Origin of the sequence: Priestia megaterium, from assembly GCF_023824195.1 — a bacterium.
Lineage (GTDB): Bacteria > Bacillota > Bacilli > Bacillales > Bacillaceae_H > Priestia > Priestia megaterium_D.
The window spans coordinates 1-18,062 of sequence record NZ_CP085446.1 but is presented as its reverse complement, the minus strand read 5'-3'; the positions used below and the strand labels follow the sequence as shown (position 1 = coordinate 18,062).

Annotated in this window: 20 protein-coding genes and 1 pseudogene; 10 read left to right on the top strand and 11 right to left on the bottom strand. The window is 33.7% G+C overall.

The features are described 5' to 3' along the window. The first annotated feature begins 24 nt into the window (after positions 1–24). Positions 25–282, top strand: a complete 258-nt coding sequence (gene acpP, locus LIS78_RS29170) for an acyl carrier protein (RefSeq protein WP_252285621.1) — start codon at positions 25–27, stop codon at positions 280–282. 151 nt (positions 283–433) lie between these two features. Continuing rightward, on the top strand, positions 434–2,596 hold the full coding sequence (locus LIS78_RS29165; protein WP_252285646.1) for an MMPL family transporter: 2,163 nt from the start codon (positions 434–436) through the stop codon (positions 2,594–2,596). Between the two features lie 556 nt (positions 2,597–3,152). Here the strand turns inward: LIS78_RS29165 and LIS78_RS29160 are convergent. Next, positions 3,153–3,325 (bottom strand): annotated as a pseudogene (locus tag LIS78_RS29160) (IS6 family transposase); the annotation flags it as partial. 70 nt (positions 3,326–3,395) lie between these two features. Further along, on the bottom strand, positions 3,396–4,187 hold the full coding sequence (locus LIS78_RS29155; RefSeq protein WP_252285620.1) for a DUF4046 domain-containing protein: 792 nt from the start codon (positions 4,185–4,187) through the stop codon (positions 3,396–3,398). A 434-nt stretch (positions 4,188–4,621) separates the two neighbouring features. Here LIS78_RS29155 and LIS78_RS29150 point away from each other — a divergent pair, with 434 nt between their 5' ends. Genes LIS78_RS29150 through LIS78_RS29140 form a run of 3 tightly spaced genes read left to right on the top strand, consistent with a single transcriptional unit; the run spans position 4,622 to position 8,518 of the window. After that, entirely contained in the window at positions 4,622–6,193 is a 1,572-nt protein-coding gene (locus tag LIS78_RS29150) for a spore germination protein (protein WP_434092396.1), read from the top strand. 25 nt (positions 6,194–6,218) lie between these two features. Beyond that, positions 6,219–7,307 (top strand): spore germination protein, encoded by a 1,089-nt coding sequence (locus tag LIS78_RS29145; protein ID WP_252285618.1) that lies wholly within the window; start codon positions 6,219–6,221, stop codon positions 7,305–7,307. Continuing rightward, positions 7,307–8,518 carry a Ger(x)C family spore germination protein gene (locus tag LIS78_RS29140; protein ID WP_252285617.1) on the top strand — a complete coding sequence of 404 codons (1,212 nt, stop codon included), beginning with the start codon at positions 7,307–7,309 and terminating at the stop codon, positions 8,516–8,518. Before LIS78_RS29145 ends, LIS78_RS29140 begins: the two co-directional genes overlap by 1 nt. A 95-nt stretch (positions 8,519–8,613) precedes the next feature. Here LIS78_RS29140 and LIS78_RS29135 read toward each other — a convergent pair whose 3' ends face one another. Next, positions 8,614–8,886, bottom strand: a complete 273-nt coding sequence (locus LIS78_RS29135) for an HU family DNA-binding protein (RefSeq protein WP_252285616.1) — start codon at positions 8,884–8,886, stop codon at positions 8,614–8,616. 676 nt (positions 8,887–9,562) lie between these two features. Between LIS78_RS29135 and LIS78_RS29130 the strand changes: the two genes are divergently transcribed. The 3 genes from LIS78_RS29130 (at position 9,563) to LIS78_RS29120 (ending at position 10,824) form a co-directional block, all read left to right on the top strand. Further along, complete coding sequence (locus LIS78_RS29130) at positions 9,563–9,961, top strand: IDEAL domain-containing protein (RefSeq protein WP_207372847.1); 399 nt, start codon at positions 9,563–9,565, stop codon at positions 9,959–9,961. A gap of 32 nt (positions 9,962–9,993) precedes the next feature. Then, a complete protein-coding gene (locus LIS78_RS29125) occupies positions 9,994–10,452 on the top strand; it encodes a flavodoxin (protein WP_252285615.1) in 459 nt (152 codons plus the stop codon). Positions 10,453–10,668: 216 nt separating this feature from the next. Next, positions 10,669–10,824 (top strand): DUF1540 domain-containing protein, encoded by a 156-nt coding sequence (locus LIS78_RS29120; RefSeq protein ID WP_081113397.1) that lies wholly within the window; start codon positions 10,669–10,671, stop codon positions 10,822–10,824. A 106-nt stretch (positions 10,825–10,930) separates the two neighbouring features. Here the strand turns inward: LIS78_RS29120 and LIS78_RS29115 are convergent, their stop codons facing one another. Beyond that, positions 10,931–11,095: a hypothetical protein gene (locus tag LIS78_RS29115; protein WP_171843305.1), complete on the bottom strand. Its 165-nt coding sequence runs from the start codon at positions 11,093–11,095 to the stop codon at positions 10,931–10,933. A gap of 610 nt (positions 11,096–11,705) precedes the next feature. Between LIS78_RS29115 and LIS78_RS29110 the strand changes: the two genes are divergently transcribed. Then, positions 11,706–12,695 (top strand): ABC transporter substrate-binding protein, encoded by a 990-nt coding sequence (locus tag LIS78_RS29110; RefSeq protein WP_252285614.1) that lies wholly within the window; start codon positions 11,706–11,708, stop codon positions 12,693–12,695. A gap of 326 nt (positions 12,696–13,021) precedes the next feature. On the opposite strand, the gene LIS78_RS29105 is transcribed toward LIS78_RS29110, so the two are convergent. From LIS78_RS29105 to LIS78_RS29090, 4 genes are all read right to left on the bottom strand, one after another. Next, the gene (locus tag LIS78_RS29105) at positions 13,022–13,408 is read right to left on the bottom strand and encodes a hypothetical protein (RefSeq protein WP_098197665.1); all 387 of its coding nucleotides are present in this window, start codon (positions 13,406–13,408) and stop codon (positions 13,022–13,024) included. Positions 13,409–13,585: 177 nt separating this feature from the next. Then, positions 13,586–14,053, bottom strand: a complete 468-nt coding sequence (locus tag LIS78_RS29100; protein WP_252285613.1) for a hypothetical protein — start codon at positions 14,051–14,053, stop codon at positions 13,586–13,588. 181 nt (positions 14,054–14,234) lie between these two features. Next, a complete protein-coding gene (locus LIS78_RS29095) occupies positions 14,235–14,477 on the bottom strand; it encodes a hypothetical protein (protein WP_252285612.1) in 243 nt (80 codons plus the stop codon). Positions 14,478–14,618: 141 nt separating this feature from the next. After that, positions 14,619–15,035: a DUF7832 domain-containing protein gene (locus LIS78_RS29090; protein ID WP_252285645.1), complete on the bottom strand. Its 417-nt coding sequence runs from the start codon at positions 15,033–15,035 to the stop codon at positions 14,619–14,621. A 211-nt stretch (positions 15,036–15,246) separates the two neighbouring features. On the opposite strand from LIS78_RS29090, the gene LIS78_RS29085 reads away from it, so the two are divergent. After that, positions 15,247–15,567: a hypothetical protein gene (locus LIS78_RS29085; protein ID WP_252285611.1), complete on the top strand. Its 321-nt coding sequence runs from the start codon at positions 15,247–15,249 to the stop codon at positions 15,565–15,567. Between the two features lie 166 nt (positions 15,568–15,733). On the opposite strand, the gene LIS78_RS29080 is transcribed toward LIS78_RS29085, so the two are convergent. From LIS78_RS29080 to LIS78_RS29070, 3 genes are all read right to left on the bottom strand, one after another. Next, positions 15,734–17,122, bottom strand: coding sequence for a catalase (locus LIS78_RS29080; protein WP_286676982.1), 1,389 nt, complete (start codon positions 17,120–17,122; stop codon positions 15,734–15,736). A gap of 53 nt (positions 17,123–17,175) precedes the next feature. Next, entirely contained in the window at positions 17,176–17,541 is a 366-nt protein-coding gene (locus LIS78_RS29075; RefSeq protein WP_252285610.1) for a hypothetical protein, read from the bottom strand. 104 nt (positions 17,542–17,645) lie between these two features. Then, positions 17,646–18,062 (bottom strand): MarR family winged helix-turn-helix transcriptional regulator, encoded by a 417-nt coding sequence (locus LIS78_RS29070; protein WP_252285609.1) that lies wholly within the window; start codon positions 18,060–18,062, stop codon positions 17,646–17,648.

Below are 18,062 nucleotides of genomic sequence, written 5' to 3'. Positions count from 1 at the left end.
ACGGACAATAAGGAGGGAATAACAATGACAAAAGAAGAAATTTTAGTAAAAGGTAAACAAATTATCGTAGAACGCTTAGCAGTTGAAGAAGAAAAAATCAATTTAGAGTCTAATTTTAAAGAAGATCTTGGTGCTGACTCTCTTGACATTGTAGAGTTAATCATGGAGTTAGAAGATCAATTCGAATTAGAAATTCCAGATGAAGAAGCTGAAAATTTTTCTACTGTTGGAGAAGTAGTTGATTATTTCTATAATCACCTTCAAGGAAAATTAGTTAAGTAATAATTTAATAATACCTATCTATTGATAGGTATTTTTTATATATTTCAATATGACATTTCAACATAATTAAAACTAAATATTGCAGTAACTACTTTAGTTAAACTTATCCAAAATTTTAAAACAACAATAAAGGAGGGAAGTATAAGTGACTATGCTAGATAAGAGGACGTATCATTTTCGAAAGTTAATAATTGTATTATGGGTACTAGGAGTGGTTGTATTAGGCACATGTGCTTCTAAACTGCCAAATATTCTTGTGGGTGATGGTTTTGAAACTGACGGTACATATGCAAAAGTACAAGACATATTAAAGGAAGATTTTAAATCACCAAATTCAACTTTAATACTCCTATTTGAAAAGAAACAAAATGTAAATGAAGAAGAAATGAAATCATTTATCGAAGATACTTTAAACAATATAAAGGACACAAAAGGTCTAGTCGAAGTTAAATCTCCTAATGAGAAGAAGGAACAACGTAAAGATAACTTAGCCTATGCAACATTAGGTTTTGATAAAGACTTCCATGATATGAAATATATTTTAGAGGAGCTTAATAAAAAAATCAAAGACAGCAAAAATATAGAAGTAGGCTTAACAGGAACAGCACTTGTCAATGAAGATTTGAATACAGCGAGTCAACATGATTTGAAGCAAGCTGAAATGATTGGTTTACCAATTGCCTTAGTTGTCTTATTGCTTGCATTTGGAGGACTTGTCGCAGCTTCAATTCCACTTATTATTGGAATTGTATCTGTAGTTTCCTCAATGGGTGTGTTATACCTTATAGGTCAAGAACTAGATTTATCGATCTTTGTATTAAATATTGTTCCGATGATTGGTTTAGCCCTTGGAATCGATTTCTCTTTAATATTTATTAATCGCTTTAGAGAAGAATTGAAAAGTGGAAATATCCAAGAAGCTATAGCAGTATCCGTAAGGACAGCTGGAAGGTCCATCGCCTTTTCTGGTTTGTGTGTTCTCCTCGGCCTCTCCGGAATGCTATTTATCCAAGTTGAAATATTCAAAACAGTTGCTATTGGTGGTATGGTAGTAGTTCTTGTTTCTGTTCTATCCGCATTAACATTCTTACCTGCTTTATTAGCTGTAATTGGTAAGAATATTAACAGCTTAATGATTATTAAAGTAAAAGAAACAGAAAGAAATAAGTGGTATTCCTTTGCAAAGTTCGTTATGAAACGTCCAGTCATTATGACTCTTTTAGGCTTCTCGATTCTTTTGATGGGAGTTATTCCAGTATCTAATATTAAATTAAGCATTCCTGATGCTTCTTCGCTTCCAAAAGATTATGAAACAAGAACTGCATATGAAAAATACGAACAAGAATTTGTAGGGAAGAACAATTCGGAAGTTGTTATTATAGCTGAGGCTAATAAAGAAATAACAGAAAAGGAGTCTTTAAAGCAAATTGAATCCCTAATTAAAAGTTTGAAAGAAGAAAAAATCGTAACAAATATCAATTCCATTTTTTCTTCAACCAAAAACCCTGATTCTGATAAGCTTTATGCTATGCTACAAGACCCGCAAGCAAAACAAAACATACAACCTATACTTAATAAATTAGTAAAGAAAGACAAAACAATTTTAACAGTGCAATTAAATGAAAGTTTTGATTCTGAAAAAGCACAAAATTTTGTCCGTAAATGGGATGGGCAAGATGGGGACGTTAAGCTTTTAGTTGGCGGGTTACCGAAATTTAATCAAGAAATTTATGATGAAATTTTTGATAATATTGGTTATGGTTTAGCTATCACGCTTTCTTCTACTTTTTTGATTTTAATGTTAGCGTTCCGTTCCATCATAATTCCTCTAAAAGCGATTATCATGAATGTTATCAGCTTAAGTGCTACATTTGGAATTTTAGTTTGGCTATTTCAAGAGGGGATGTTCGGATTAGATAAGGTAGATTCCATTGGGCTTATGATACCAGTATTTATTTTTGGTATTGTATTTGGGTTATCAATGGACTATGAAGTATTCTTGATTTCAAGAATACATGAAATCTACGAAAAAACAGGGGATAATAATAAGGCTACTTTAGAAGGACTCACTTCCACTAGCAAAATTATTACTTCTGCAGCACTAATCATGATAGTTGTTACCGGAGCTTTTGCTTTTACAGGCGTTGTTCCAGTAAAACAAATGGGAATTGGAATAGCATTATCGATTTTTATTGATGCAACAATAGTACGCATGCTAATAGTACCATCATTAATGAAATTAATGGGCGATAAAAACTGGTGGTTCCCAAAAATCTTAAAAGCAAAGCTTAAAAATAATGTATTTAAACATTAGTATTCATAAAAAGAACTGGGAAATCCTAGTTCTTTTTTGATGATTTACGAAGTTAGTGAAAAGGTTCTGATACAAGTGACTTGAAATTGCAATTAATCTTTAAAACTTAGACATGCTGATACTATTACTCTAAAAAGAACGTGATCAGTATCGAAAAGGAAAAACTATTAAAAAGGTATATCTTAAGATGCACCTTTTTATCGTAACAAATGCAATGAAGAAAATATTAAATGTCAAACATTTAATAAATATCTTTTTACATAAAAGAATAATAACCAAAGTGTTAGATAATAAATAACATTTACTTTTACGTTATATATAAAAGTAAATGTTAAAATATTTTAGTTAAGGTTAGTTTATAAATTATTCATCTTGTAGAAAAACAATATATTTTGCTTCCATAAATTCAAGAGTTAAAGAAAGCACAACAATCAAAAAAGCCTTGTTCTATCCTCTAAGAGCAAGGCTCTTTTTTAAGTTACATGTTGTTTTTTCGGTTCTGGTGAAAAAACTACTCGCTAGAAGCATAGAGTATCAATCTCCTTTAAATTTCTAACTATGAAGCTAATCCAAACAATTTATGTATAAATTCTTTTTGGTTTTGGGCAGACGTCATCCTTTGATGAATCTGTTCCTTTTAATCATGCTCATAGTTTCAACACCATTAAATATAGAAGTAGCTGTTTTATAAGACTTGAATCCTAACATAGAACGCACACGTCTCATTAAACCTTCTTACCTATTCAAAGGAAAGTATATACTTACTTATATTGTATTTAACCTCTTCCAAGTAACGATTTTAGTTAAACTCATCACGTTTTGTTTCTAATCGACGTCTAGTTCTTTTCTCCTTTTCACCCTCCATTGAGATCCACTGTTTAACTCTTTCCAATCGAGAGTTAAATGCCCTTTGATATAAACCGGTTAATCGATATTTGAAGAAGTGTTTTACTTGTATTTTTATATATGCCTCAGCGTAGGAGAAAAAACCAAGCTGTTGAAAGAGAAACCATTCCATTATCTCTTCTATGTGTACAGGATCTTTCCAACAGTTCATAACTACATTATTAAATTGCCAGGGTTTAAATATGCCAGGATAAACAGCATCAATCACTTTGAATGGGGATTGCTCAAAAACAGAAAAAACACCTAATAAACGATGTTTCTTAAAGAAATGATGATTAATCTTAGAAGGAATATCTTCAAGACTAATTTCTACTTCAACTTCAATCACGTACTGAACTGCTTGAATGGCCCTCTTTCTGCCTTTTTCCCCAATCCAATATCCATTTGGAACTTGTTGAAACTCCCATGGCTTAAATTTACCTGGATAGGCATTTTGAATTACATCATAATAATTCCAACCATGTAAATTGGCAGGCGATTTTAAGCGATGAGACCATAGAGTACTTGCTTTTACCTTCAAGGGAATGTCATTAACTTTAATCGATAATAGTTCTTCTAGTAAATAACGTGTCATATACGCCAAATATTTCTTTCCTTCTTCTCCTATAAAAAAACCATCAGGAAACCGTCTTCTTTTTCCTTCTAAAGCTTCACTATACATCTCTATCACTTCTTCTCGATTCATTATTATATGATTAAGCCCCTATCTAAAATGATCTTATCATTATTATGGTTAAAAATAGAAGAACTATACGATAAAAGAAGAGGCTGAATTATTGGTAAATGAACATTCCTTCTACCTATAGATCTGATACCATCTGTAAAATGTTTCAAAAAAATAATTGGCTTAAATTTTCTCTGTATAAAAATGAAGAGAAGAAGAACACTACCTGTAAATAATAGAATTTTCTATTGGATAAATCTTGGAATTTTATAGATGCTTGTTTCTAAAATCAATCTTGGTATAAGCATACATAAGGTGGTTAATATGTGGAAATCAATTGTTTCCTATCTTCCAGAATGGCCTGCTTTTATACAAGCGTTTATAGTGTTTGTCATTCCATATATAATCTCTAAATTATTTAGTTGGATTCATACCTCAGAGGAAGAGTGATGATAATGAAAGAACGGAAATCAAAGATTAGAAAAATAGGAAAACATGCTAATAAAGATGAAAATGAACAGGGGTCTATGTCTCAAACTTCAACCGATCAGTTTATAGATGATTTTACTTTAAATCTAGAAGTAGTTAGAAAAGAAATTGGTCATAACTGGGATGTTCATTTTCGGGATTTTACTTTAGGGCGTGCTGGTATTCAGGCATGTATTATTTTTGTGGAAGGTCTATCAGATAAAGATCTCATTGATAAACATATTATGACATCATTAATGGTTGATTTTTCAGCAGAATACAAACAGGAACAGCCATACATAAAAGAAAGCCTTTCAAACGAATTTATAAAAAAACAAGTGTTACCGATTAGTGATGTAGAAGAGGTTCAATCTATTAAAGAGTTAGTATCAAAAGTTTTAACAGGTTCTACCGCACTTTTAATTGACGGATTATCACATGCATTCATTCTTGGTACAACCAAATTAAAAACAAGGACGATTGAAGAGCCAGTATCAGAGGCATTAGTGAGAGGCCCACGAGTAGGCTTCACTGAATCCTTAAGTGATAACACATCGCTTTTAAGAGGAACTGGAGATATTGAGAATTTATCGTTAGTAAAATTTCAAGTAGGGAAACGTTCAAAAAAAAATCTAGTTGTTGCTTACATAAAAGAAATTGTTAATCCAGAATTAGTCCAAGAAGTAGAAAAGCGAATTAAGAAAATTGACCTTGATAATGTGCCAGAGTCTGGTTATGTCGAACAACTCATCGAAGATAATTATCTTAGCCCCTTTCCACAGGTACAGAATACCGAGCGTCCTGACCGTGTAATTGCCGCCTTAATGGAAGGTCGGGTAGCCATCTTATTAGACGGGACGCCCTTTGCTTTGATTGCTCCAGTTACATTCAGCATGATGTTACAGTCACCAGAAGATTATTATGAAAGGTGGATCCCTGGTACATTCATTCGTTTCCTTCGTTATATCTCAGTGGTTCTTTCTCTTTTTACACCAGCTTTGTATATTGCTTTTATCTCATTTCATCCAGGGCTAATTCCAACTAAGTTAGCCATTTCCATTATAGGAACGAGATCGGGAGTTCCATTTCCAGCCCTTATCGAAGCATTATTTATGGAGATAGCTATCGAAGTTTTGAGGGAAGCCGGACTCCGGTTACCGAAGCCAATTGGTCCAGCTATGGGAATTGTCGGTGGATTAATCATTGGAGAAGCTGCTGTGCAGGCAGGGATTGTGAGCCCCATCTTGGTGATTGTAGTGGCGTTAACTGCGATTTCATCGTTCGCCATTCCGCATTATAGTGTAGGGATTACATTACGTATTCTTCGCTTCATAGCCATGCTTTGTGCTGCCATACTTGGATTATATGGAGTCGTTTTATTTTTCCTTTTTATGACCAGCCATTTAGTAAAACTAAAAAGTTTTGGCGTACCTTATATGAGCCCAGCTGTTCCTTATCGTTTAAGTGAATGGAAAGACTTGATGGTCCGCATGCCTCTTATGATGATGAAAAAACGTCCGAAGATGATGCATACGAAAGATCCTATACGTAAAGGATAACCTATCGTGAAAGGAAGAGGAAAGGATGATTCTTAGTCCAAAAGATCAAATAACAACTCCCCAAGCAGCTGTTATTGTTATCAACTTTATACTTGGTACAGGAATTCTCACCTTACCTAGAACATCTGTCGAGAAGGTGCATACACCAGATGTGTGGCTAACCGTTATTTTAGGCGGTCTAATCGCGACGATGGCAGGAGTAGTCATGGTAAAGCTAAGTCAACAGTTTCCCCAAAGAACCTTTTATCAATACAGCCAAGAAATTGCAGGAAAATGGGTGGGTGGATTACTTAGTTTACTTATTATAGGTTACTTTCTTACAACTTCCGGATTTCAAATTCGCTCACTAACAGAAGTAACACAGTATTTATTGCTAGAAGGCACTCCCACCTGGGCCATTATTATGCCATTTATGTGGGTGGGGCTCTATCTAATGGTGGGAGGAATCAATCCAATTGCCCGTCTGTTTGACATTATATTACCTATTACGGTTATTCTTTTTTTGCTGGTTGCCTTTATGAGTATCAAAATATTTGAAGTGGATAATCTGCGCCCAGTACTAGGAGCGGGCATCATCCCTGTACTGAACGGGGTAAAGACAACAGCTCTCGCATTCACAGGCCCTGAAATTATGCTTCTACTTGTGGCATTTATGAAGCAGCCGAATAAAGCAATAAAAGCTACCTTAGTTGGAATCTTTATATCTTCAATTTTTTACATAATAACCGTTGTAATGGTCCTAGGAGCGTTGTCTGTCGATGAAGTGATGACCAGAACATGGCCAACACTAGATCTCATACGTAGCTTTGAGTTAACTGGTTTGGTTTTCGAACGATTCGATTCTCTATTGCTGGTGATATGGATTATGCAAATGTTTACTACCTTTAGTATAGCTTATTATGCTGCTGCTCTAGGTCTGGCACAACTTTTCAAAAAGAGCATCCATCCATTTATATATGGATTAGTTCCAATTATCTACCTCATCTCAATGACTCCAAAAAATAATAATGACTTATTTAAGCTTGGGGATATAATCGGCACTATTGCATTGTTTTTATTTGGCTTACTCCCACTGCCCCTCCTTATTGTCGCGAAATGGAAAGGAAGAAAATAATGAATATAAGTCAACACTATATACGGTTTCTCTTAGTGTCGATGTCTGTCCTTTTGCTTTTTTCTCTTACAGGATGTTGGAGTAGTCATGAAATAGAAGAGATAAGCCTAGGTGTAGGGGTGGCATTCGATAAAGGAGAAAAGTCAATTATAGAAAAAAAGATAACTGAACGGGGGGAAGAGTATCCAAGAAAAGATTCAATTACCACAACTTATCAGCTTATTACTCCACAAATAGCAAGTTCAACGAATAAAGAAGGTGGATCGCCACAAAAATCTTATGTGAATATGTCTGAAACGGGAGATTCCATCCTTCAACAAGTTCGTGAGTTATCATTAAGAACAGAAAGTCCTTTTAATGCTACTCATATGAAGGTCATTGTAATCGGTGAAGAACTTGCACAATCATATAATTTAGAACAATTACTTGATCAATATCTTCGAGATAACGATTTTAGACCAAGCTGCCTGGTGTTTGTTAGTAAAGGAAGAGCCAGCGACACACTAGAATCAAAAGTAGCAGGAGAAGTTCCCGCATTTCGCCTGTATGGAATGGTAGATAATGCATATCGAACAACAAGGATTTTACCTCCTATGCCGATCATTAAGGTAGAGAGTAGGCTACAATCAGGATCGAGTTTTCTTTTACAAAATGTAATCTTAAAAAATGGGGAAACAAAATTTGTAGGAGCTGCCGTGATAAAAGGAAAGACAAAGAAACTGCGTGGTTTTTTAAATGAAAAGGAATTGGAGGGAATAACATGGTTAACAGGCAAGGGAAAGGGCGGTGTGGTGAAAAGTTTTGATAAACAGACAAATGAACTAATTGTATATGAAATAGAATCTATGAAAAGTAAAATTACACCTCATGTTAAAGGAAACAATATCTCTTTTGATGTACACATTGAATCAGAGGGAAGGCTATCTGAAAATTGGGTGGCCTCAGGAAACCCATTTGAAAATCAATTTTTACAGAAGGCACAAAAAACTTCAGAAAAAGAAGTAGAGCATATGGCGCGGAATGTAATAGAAAAAATGCAAAAAGAATACCAAGTCGATGTTGCAGGCTTCGGAAATCAATTGAGAATTAAGTATCCTAGAGTATGGATGAGGGTCAAAGAGAATTGGGATCAAACATTTAGTGAAGTTCCGATTAACTATGATGTGAAATTAACGATTAAAGATTATGGAACGTCAGGATCAAAGAAGTGAGTCTTCAAGTTTAACTTTGCTTGTTTCGATGCCAAAAGTGAAAGAAAGCTCAAAGGAATAACCTTAGAGCTTTCTAAAAAATATTTACCATATACTTATTTAAGAGCTTCTTTTAATTCTTTTCCGGGTTTAAACGCAGGAACTTTTGAAGCTGGAATCGTCATTTCTTCACCAGTTTGTGGATTACGTCCTGTACGAGCTACACGTTCACGCACTTCAAATGTGCCAAATCCAATCAATTGAATTTTTTCTTCATTAGCAAGCGTATTAGATATTGTTTCGAGTAACGCATCTACAACTTTTTTTGAATCTTGTTTCGTTAGTTCAGATTTTGTTGCAACCGCATCGATTAATTCAGCTTTTTTCATATTTAAGTACCTCATTTCTTACTACATGTATAGTATGTATGTGTAAAACATGTTATTGGAAATCTGAAAAAAAGAACTGAAGGTTCAGAGCAGCCTAAGTTTAGGTTGCATTTCTTCCTCCCGGCTGAATAGGTCACGTAACTAAAATATATCATAATTTCCTTTTATAACTACTGATAACAAAAAACCTACTCGATTGAGTAGGTTTTTTGCCTTTACACAGAAATGGGGTAAAAGAGACTAAAGGGAAGTCTCCTATATTCAACTGTCCTGGGAATCAGTCGAAACTAAGGTTTGAAGGGTCCTTTTAATTGATAAAGATTATCATTATCAATTAAAAGGATTATATCATTCACTTAACCTTCTTGTCTAGTTCTTTGTGATATTTAGGGTTAACGATTATTTGTAGCCTTTTCTAGTAGGATTAAAGTGAAACGTACCTAAAACATAAAGAGCTTTATTTAAAAAATACATTTTACTTTTTAAAATAGACAGACCAAGCAAATTTTCTCTTGCTAATAATTATTTTCACAAGAAAAAGGAGCTTAACTAGAATATAATTGACATTGATAATCATTATCATATAAAATGATAATGATTATCAATGTCAATTATAAAGTTATTTATAAATGAAAAAAGTTTCAAGAAAGTATATAGACGTAAAGGAGAATTGTATATGGATACGCATTTCATAATAATGAAGCCATTTTGCCACGAAGTAGGGTGCTGTTGTCCAGAACAACAGCATCAACATATGATTAACTTCCGTCAAGGAGATATTTGGACAATTACAAACAACCGGAAATACGTCGATGGCTTAGGATGGTACTGTTTAATCGATATTAATAACGAATTTCAGTTCTTTATCTATGTTGATGATATTCAGGAGTTACATGCTAAGGGTAGCATTTGCTCTATCTGGGATTTAGACCTAAAGATTAATTATTTGAACTTTAAAATAAACAAAGCACTCGATACACACGACAGAGAGGCATTTCTTTCTCTTTCTAATGAGCTGCGCCATGCACAACAGGTAAAGAGTAAAATGAACTATGCTCATGTGCAGAATGTTTAAACAAGCTGAAAAACTTCAAGAGGAGAAACAGTATGACTAAAATTCTTATTGCATACGCAAGCATGTCGGGCAATACTGAAGAGATTTCTGAACTGATAAAATCAAATCTCGAACCTTTTGGTTACCATATAGACATGGAGGAAATTGAACACTTGGATATACAAAAGCTGGTAGAGTACGATGGTATTTTATTAGGTGTATATACATGGGGAAATGGAGACCTACCATACGAGGTTGAAGACTTTTATGATGAAGTTGAAAATGTTGATTTAATGGGTAAAAAAGCTGCAATCTTCGGTTCTGGTGATCGTTCTTATCCTGAATTTTGTGCAGCTGTTGATTTATTAGAGGAAAAACTAGAACTTTGTGGAGCAGAAATTGTACAAAAAGGATTAAAAATCGAGCTTGCTCCGGAAACAGAAGAAGACATTGAACATTGCAATTCCTTTGCAATCAGCTTTTCCAAAAGCTTCGAGGAATCTTCACTATGAAAAACATGTCCAGTTCAACAGCTGTGACTAGAACTGAAAACAAAACAGAAAAATTATCTCGTGATACATAGGATTTTCTTATTGGGAATTGAAACATGTATTAAAATTTTAATGTCTTATTGTACATGGGGAATTTGTTCATCAGAAAACTTGATAAAAGGTCAGTATCAGCAACCTCCAACTTGTTAATCATAACAAAAGAGGAGGTGTGATAATATGGAGCAAAATATTCTCTGTGAAGTAAACAACTGTAAATACTGGCATTCTGGCAACAAATGTACTGCTGATGAGATATATGTTGTCAGCCATAAAGGCAAACAGGCATCAAATAGTGAGGATACAGATTGTAAAACATTTATACCAGAAGTTTAATAAATAAGGGTAGCCATAAGAGAGATGGTTACCCTTATTTATTAATAGTATTGATACTAATAATCATTTTCATTCATGATTATTTAATTTTTAACTTCTTTTCATTTTAAAATAATAAGTAATGTGCTCTCTCTACTTTTTCTTCTACATATTCAAGTGAATAGTTACCAAATGGATCTGCTAAATTACCAAGAGCTCGTGAAAGATTATCTATTACTACTTTTGATGTAGAAGAGTCATTAAATTCATCATCTACATTCATCTTATCCATTATTTCATGTGCTAGATGTTGGATTCTGCGTAATCGTATCTCTTCTTTCTCACATCGTTTTCCTCCTCGATATAAATTTACATCGTTTAAATATACGGAGGAGACATAGGTTTTATGAAAACCTTTTAATTCATTTAATAAAGTAAGATAAGAAATGTTCGATAAAACTCATAGATCAAGGTTTATTGAACGCTTTTATCTTTCTAAAAACTCCATTATAGTAACCAAATCTGTATATTGTGCAGATAAGAAAAGAGGAATAAGAACTACCCTATTTTTCTTGTCTGCAGATTTTACATTTTTTAATTGAGTGTTTAATATATGCTTTTCCTTTACATGATTGAGAGCAGTATTTTGCATTTTTGTTATAACTTTCAAAATCAGAATCACACATCTGACAAATAAATTGAGCCAAGGTTCTATTCACTCCTATTGAATATTAATCATCAAGATTATAGTATACAAAATGAATTTTTAATTATTGTAGTTAGGCTACATACAGTTCTATTAAAACTATAAATTATTTTATAATCCTATTGACAGTATACCACTATTCATAGCATTATAAATAAGAATGAAAATCATTATCATATTTACTGGGGGAGAAAATATGCGTACATATTCAAAAGCTGTGCTTGCTTTGGTAACTGCTCTTTTTTTAGTTTTCATGGCTGCTTGTGGCAGTAATGGGGCTTCAAAGGAAGAGTCAGGATCAAATTCAAAGGAAGAAAAAGCTTACACAGTTAAGCATGCAATGGGAAAAGCAGAGATTCCTAAGACACCTAAGCGTGTAGTCGTTTTAACAAATGAAGGAACGGAAGCTTTACTAGCAATGGGTATTAAACCTGTTGGGGCAGTGCAATCCTGGTTAGGTGATCCTTGGTATGACCATATTAAAGGTGATATGAAGGGTGTTCAAGTTGTCGGTACAGAAAGTGAAGTTAGTATTGAAAAGATTGCAGCATTGAAACCAGATTTAATTATCGGGAATAAAATGCGTCAAGAAGCTGTTTACGATCAATTAAGTCAAATTGCACCAACTGTATTCTCAGAGACATTAAGAGGAGATTGGAAAGAAAACTTTGAATTATATGCTAAGGCTACAAACAAAGAAGCAAAAGGAAAAGAAGTATTAGCTGACTTTGATCAACATGTTAATGATGTTAAAGAAAAGCTTGGTGATAAAGTGAATCAAGAAGTATCTGTTGTTCGCTTTATGCCAGGAACAGCTCGTATCTACTATACCGATTCTTTCTCAGGTGTAATTTTTAAACAATTAGGATTTAAACGTACTCCAGAGCAAGAAAAAATGTTCAAAGATAATAGCAAACTAGGTAACCTTGCTGTAGATGTTGGAAAAGAAGTTATACCTAAAATGGATGGTGACGTTATGTTCTACTTTACATACGCTCCAAAAGGTGACAATGAAGGTGTAGCTATGGAAAAAGAATGGACCAATGATCCACTTTGGAAAAATTTAAAAGTTTCTAAGGCTGGAAATGCGCATAAGGTTAGTGATGCAGTTTGGAATACTGCTGGCGGTGTAATTGCAGCTAATCAAATGTTAGATGAACTTGAGAAAATAATGGTAGATAAATAAGTTATAATTAAGTTTTTATGTTATAATAATAGTACTCTTATAGAGGATTTTCATTAACCGAAGAAACCAGCTATTTTATATAGCTGGTTTTTTTGTTCCCTGAATATAGTTTGGTTAAGATAATCTTTTCCTGTAAAGTTCTTTATAGTAACTAGCTTTTTATATCATACACAACTTAAAAACAGAAGAGACTACTGGCCTCCGGAATGGGAAGAGATAGTTTTTTATTTTTAAGGTGTATAAGATATACACCCTTAGTTAACATAATCACCGTTCTAGGTAGTAAAAATAAAAGATGGTGAAAGAGAAACTTCTTTCACCATCTTTTATTTTGCTTTTAAATCAAATTCTTCTGTTTTACCGTCCCATTTGATAGTTACATGAAAGGGTTCAGAACTATCTTGTTTTGCACATCCTTCACAAGCATCATTGATACTCATTTGGCCATCCACTGGTGTTGAAGTTTTATCGATACTGCCATAATTACCTTCAATTTTATATGTAACTTCTCCAATATTATCTTTATTGTCTCCCTTATAAATAATACTTCCTTCACCATTTTCCCTATCCTTATCTTGAGTTAAGAAGTATTGAGACTTCCAATTATCACTTTCCCCTTCAAAGCGTAAACTCTTATCTTCTTCACTACAGCTAGCAAGAAGAATCAATGTACAAGCAAATACCATGACCAAACTGAGTTGTCTAAATTTCAAATTTATGTCCTCCTAACAATATCTACTTTTATGTTAACACATCCAATTTCGATTAAGGTGAAAAATGTATATTATATGCAATCCTTGTTAACATGGTGTAACTTATCGGCAGAAATAAAGCCCTAAAAGTGTTCAACACTCATAGAGCTCTATTTCTTATACCTATTATGTATGTACCTACTGTTTCTGCTGACTTTGACTAGACAGATATTCAGATACATCATTTGGAACTTTAAGCTTTAAATTAAGATTTTTAATTTCAACGTCAATATAAGGAATACCTTTGTAAGTAGTAATTGTAGCAACTTGTTTAAGTTCTTTTTTACCCTTATTTGATGCCTCTCCCAATTTAACAGTTCCTTCTTGATACATTTTATAGACATTCTCTTTCTTAGCATCGGCAGGGAGATCTGCAACATTCCATTTATCAACTTTTAGTTTATTGATAAATGTATTTATATCTTGCTTCTTATCAATAGTATCTAATACTATTTCTGGATGATTTACAGATGATACTTCTACTTTTTTAGCTTGGTCAAATCCTAAGTCTACGTCTTCCTTCATCTCTTTTTCCTTTGAGCTACAACCAAACAAGAGTATAGATATACTCAAAGCTACTATGACCCCAATATAAACTTTTTTCATAAATATCCTCCATGTACTATCCATTAATTTACATAGAAAATTTTAACATTAATTTCCCCTTATTACTATACATCTAGAGACGTAGATTTCTATAAATCTCATATACAAATTTAGTTAACATAAAACAAATTACAGGAACTAAAGCCCCTTTATCCTACAGAATAGAATAAAGGGGCTTTAATTACCTATAATTACTTTCTATAAGTGTGCCCAAATTATCTAAATCTTGACTGATATTTAGGATAATTAAATAATGCCATTCTCCTTTACGTTTCCCTAAATTTACTACTTGATGGACTTCAACTTGATCATTTTCATATTCTCTAGCTGCTTCACACATTTCCCACAACTTACTGCCAAACTCTGTGTTATCCCAATTTCTTATTGTCAAATCAATATAAGACTGGCTCTTTTTTAAATTCATATCCCACTCCCCTTATTACTAAAAATAACATTAAAGTAATAGTTTGGGTTAAAAATAGTTCACATAATGGATTTCATCGGAAATAAAAAGCCCTGAGAAAATAAATTTTTCTAGGGCTTTAAAATTTATGTAAGTAGATATCTACTCGCTTTTCCATTCTTTAAAACGTTCATTAAGTTTGCTTTTCACGATATTGTAATTATCCAACGTATCATTTACTTCATAAACAGAACTAACATCAGAGAATAGGTCTGCATAATCTTCAAAATATATTCCTGACTCATAATAATCTTGGGTAAAAGCATTTCCTTCTTTACTTAACATGTCACTTGCTAGTACGCCATCCCAATTCATATATATTTCCGTTCCTGATAGTAGATTTTGTTTAAACTTTGCTATTTCATTAGAGGAAACCTCTTTAAACTCCTTGCTATACAAGTTATTATCTATAACCCATCCTAAATACATTCCTGTATGTACAAATCCTTGATCTTCATCTAATTCTTCTGGAAAGTCCCCTTCATAATGCCATTCTGCTTTATCATAAGCCATCGTCATATCATCTCCTTTTTTCGTATCTTCCTCTATCAGGTTTTGTTCTTTATCCCCCTGAAAAATGAAAATAGAAAATATTATTATTAACATGCTCTTCAGTTTATACAACTCGTTTCTCCATTCTAATAAACTATTCAAGATATTATATCCTGTTAAAATTTAAAAGAATATACTTAATATAAAGTAAGTAACTATTATCAAAAGGAGTAACAAAATGGCTATTGATTTTTGTATAGGAAACACTATTAAAGAAGCAGCACACTCAGAGATGTGTGCAAGTTTAACTGATGAAATACAGGATTCTTTAAAGGAAAAGGAAATTCCTCATAAAGCATTTATAGAGCTCATCCTAGACCTTAATCCATACGGTGATAAAGTCTATTCCCAAGAACAAATAAGGGAGCTAATTGAAATATGTACTCTAATAAGAAATTCAATTAAAGAAAAGAGGATTGTATTATTTTTTAATGAACTGCAAGAAATGTGCAATTTAGCTTTACAGCAAAATAAATTAATATTTGCTGTTGGAGACTGAAGATTTCTTTGGAACGTGTGTATATCATATACAAAATTAGTTAACATAATGTGATTTATCGGTACTAAAAAATAAGCAGACCTTAATAAGGGGACTGCTTATTTTTCTTCTAATTCCTTATATAATATTGCTAATTTAGAAGGAACAAGGACAATGAGAATTAGAATTATTCCTTTGTTTGCATTTCAATGTGTTGAGTAACCCTCTCTCCCAGTTCTGCCGATGCATTACATAGATAGCTCAACACAATACTTTGCGTAACATGTGATATACCGGCAAGATCGGCAGAGAGGTTATCCACCAAATGTTCTTGCTGCACAGGAGAAAGGGCACGATAATACTCACCAGCCTGCGTAAAATTATCTGGTTTAGGAAGGTCGGATCGCATAAGACGTCCCTCCACATATCTACCATTTCCACTGGTCACAAGGGAATTGGGCGACCAGTCTTCCTGTTGGTTGATGCGAATTTTACGAAAATCTGGTCCCAACCGCCGACGTTGTGAATCCGAGTAAATATTTGCACGTCCTTGCAGCATTTTATCGTCCGATAATTCAGCACCGTCCAAAAGATTGGACGGTGAAAATGCTATTTTCTCTACTTGTTCCATATAGTTAGTTGGGTTGCGGTCCAGTACCAATCGGCCAACTGGCAATAATGGATATTGCTGTTCATCCCATACCTTAGTATCGTCTAGAGGATCAAAAGGAAGATTGGCTTCATCATTTGGATTCATAACCTGCACGTAAAGCCCATATTCAACAGTCTTTCCCATTGCTATGGTATCATATAGATCTTTACCCGCAATATCAGGATTCTCGCAGGCTAACCGAGCAGCTTCGTGTCGGTCTATATACTGCTCACCAGCAAATGGAATCCAACGGTATTTCACATAATGACGAGTTCCTTGTGCATTCCTCCACACATAGGTATTCACACTATGACCAGGAATGTGGCGAAGACTTTTTACTGTACCTGCATCAGAGTATAGCTGGACAAGAAAATGAGTTGATTCCGGCGCTCTAGCTATGAAACTCCAGAACCGTTCAGGATCTATTAAATTGTTTACTGGTGAAGGTAAAAATGCCTTAATGGACTCTGGAAAACGTATAGGGTCTCTGACAGAAAACACAGGAATATGGTTAAAAACAAGATCAAAAACACCCTCTTGTGTGTAAAATTTGGTAGCAAAGCCGCGTATGTTGCGAGAAGTATCTGGAGTACCTTTATTGCTTACAGCAAGAGAAAACCTTACTGTGATGGGAACCTGTTGACCAGGCTGTTGTAAAAAACAGAGCTTTGTATATTTTGACATAGAATGCATTGTCTCAAAATACCCAAAAGCGCCATATCCTTTTACATGTACCGGCCTTTCTATAATCTTTTCATGAACAAAAGTTTCCATTGTTTCGTGCAGAATACTGTCCTGCTCTAGTATTGGACCTCTTTCACCTATAGTTTGCGAATGAAATTTTGCCGGTGTATCCCCTGTCCATTGTGTAGACCTATGACCTTTGAGATTCTCATTTTTCTTCGTATTCTCGTTTTCTTCCATAATCCTACCTCCCATACTCCCATATTTCCAAGTCAATTATTTCTCATACAACATTATGTATACTGAGCTTCATTGCAATTATGACTATACATAGTATATTGTGAACAGAAGCGATAAAACACCACATAATCTCCCTGAGAGGGTAGATACATTAAGATTAGGAATTTTCGCTTATTTACCACTCTTGTTGGTGTAGGTAGGTGGGAATTCAAAAAAATGATAGCACCCGTTGCAATCATTTCATCATTATCTTCTACTATCCATTCAATTAGAGAACCATCGCCCATTTTATTAGTAAAGAACTCTTTTAGTTCCGTATCAATCTCTTGATTAGGCTCGATTCCTTCATCAACTAATTGTTTCTTTCTTAAATAAATCAATTTATCAATTTCATTGACAGTGGCTTTACGAAATTTCACCTTTTCATCATCCTTCTATCATATAAAATTGGTTAACCATATATTTTCTTACCTGCTAACGGGCGTACCGATACAATCTGTTATATAGCTAAAAAATAATCGTTTTAAGTGGAATATACATGTTTTATTTCTTCTCTTAATACGGAAAAAGCATCTATAATTTTCTGTTGTTCCTCCAATGTAAATCGCTCTAAAATCATTTTTAACTTATCTTCATCTAATTCTGTGTTTCGTTTCAAGACTTCTTCGCCATAAGGAGTAAGTTTTACATAAACAATTCTCTTGTCATGAGCAGAACGTTCTTTTTCTAAAATCCCTTTGTTAATAAGTCTCTTAATATGCTCAGAAGCCGTATGATGGGTAACATCAAGCACTTCTGATAAATCCTTTACTGTTACCTCTTTTTTCTTCTTAATCATTTGCATACATCGAATATTTTGGTGGGTTAACGTTTCTTCATGTTTATAGTGCAAGTAAAAATAGATATCTGTTAATGAGTCATTAATTTGCGTAACATCCAT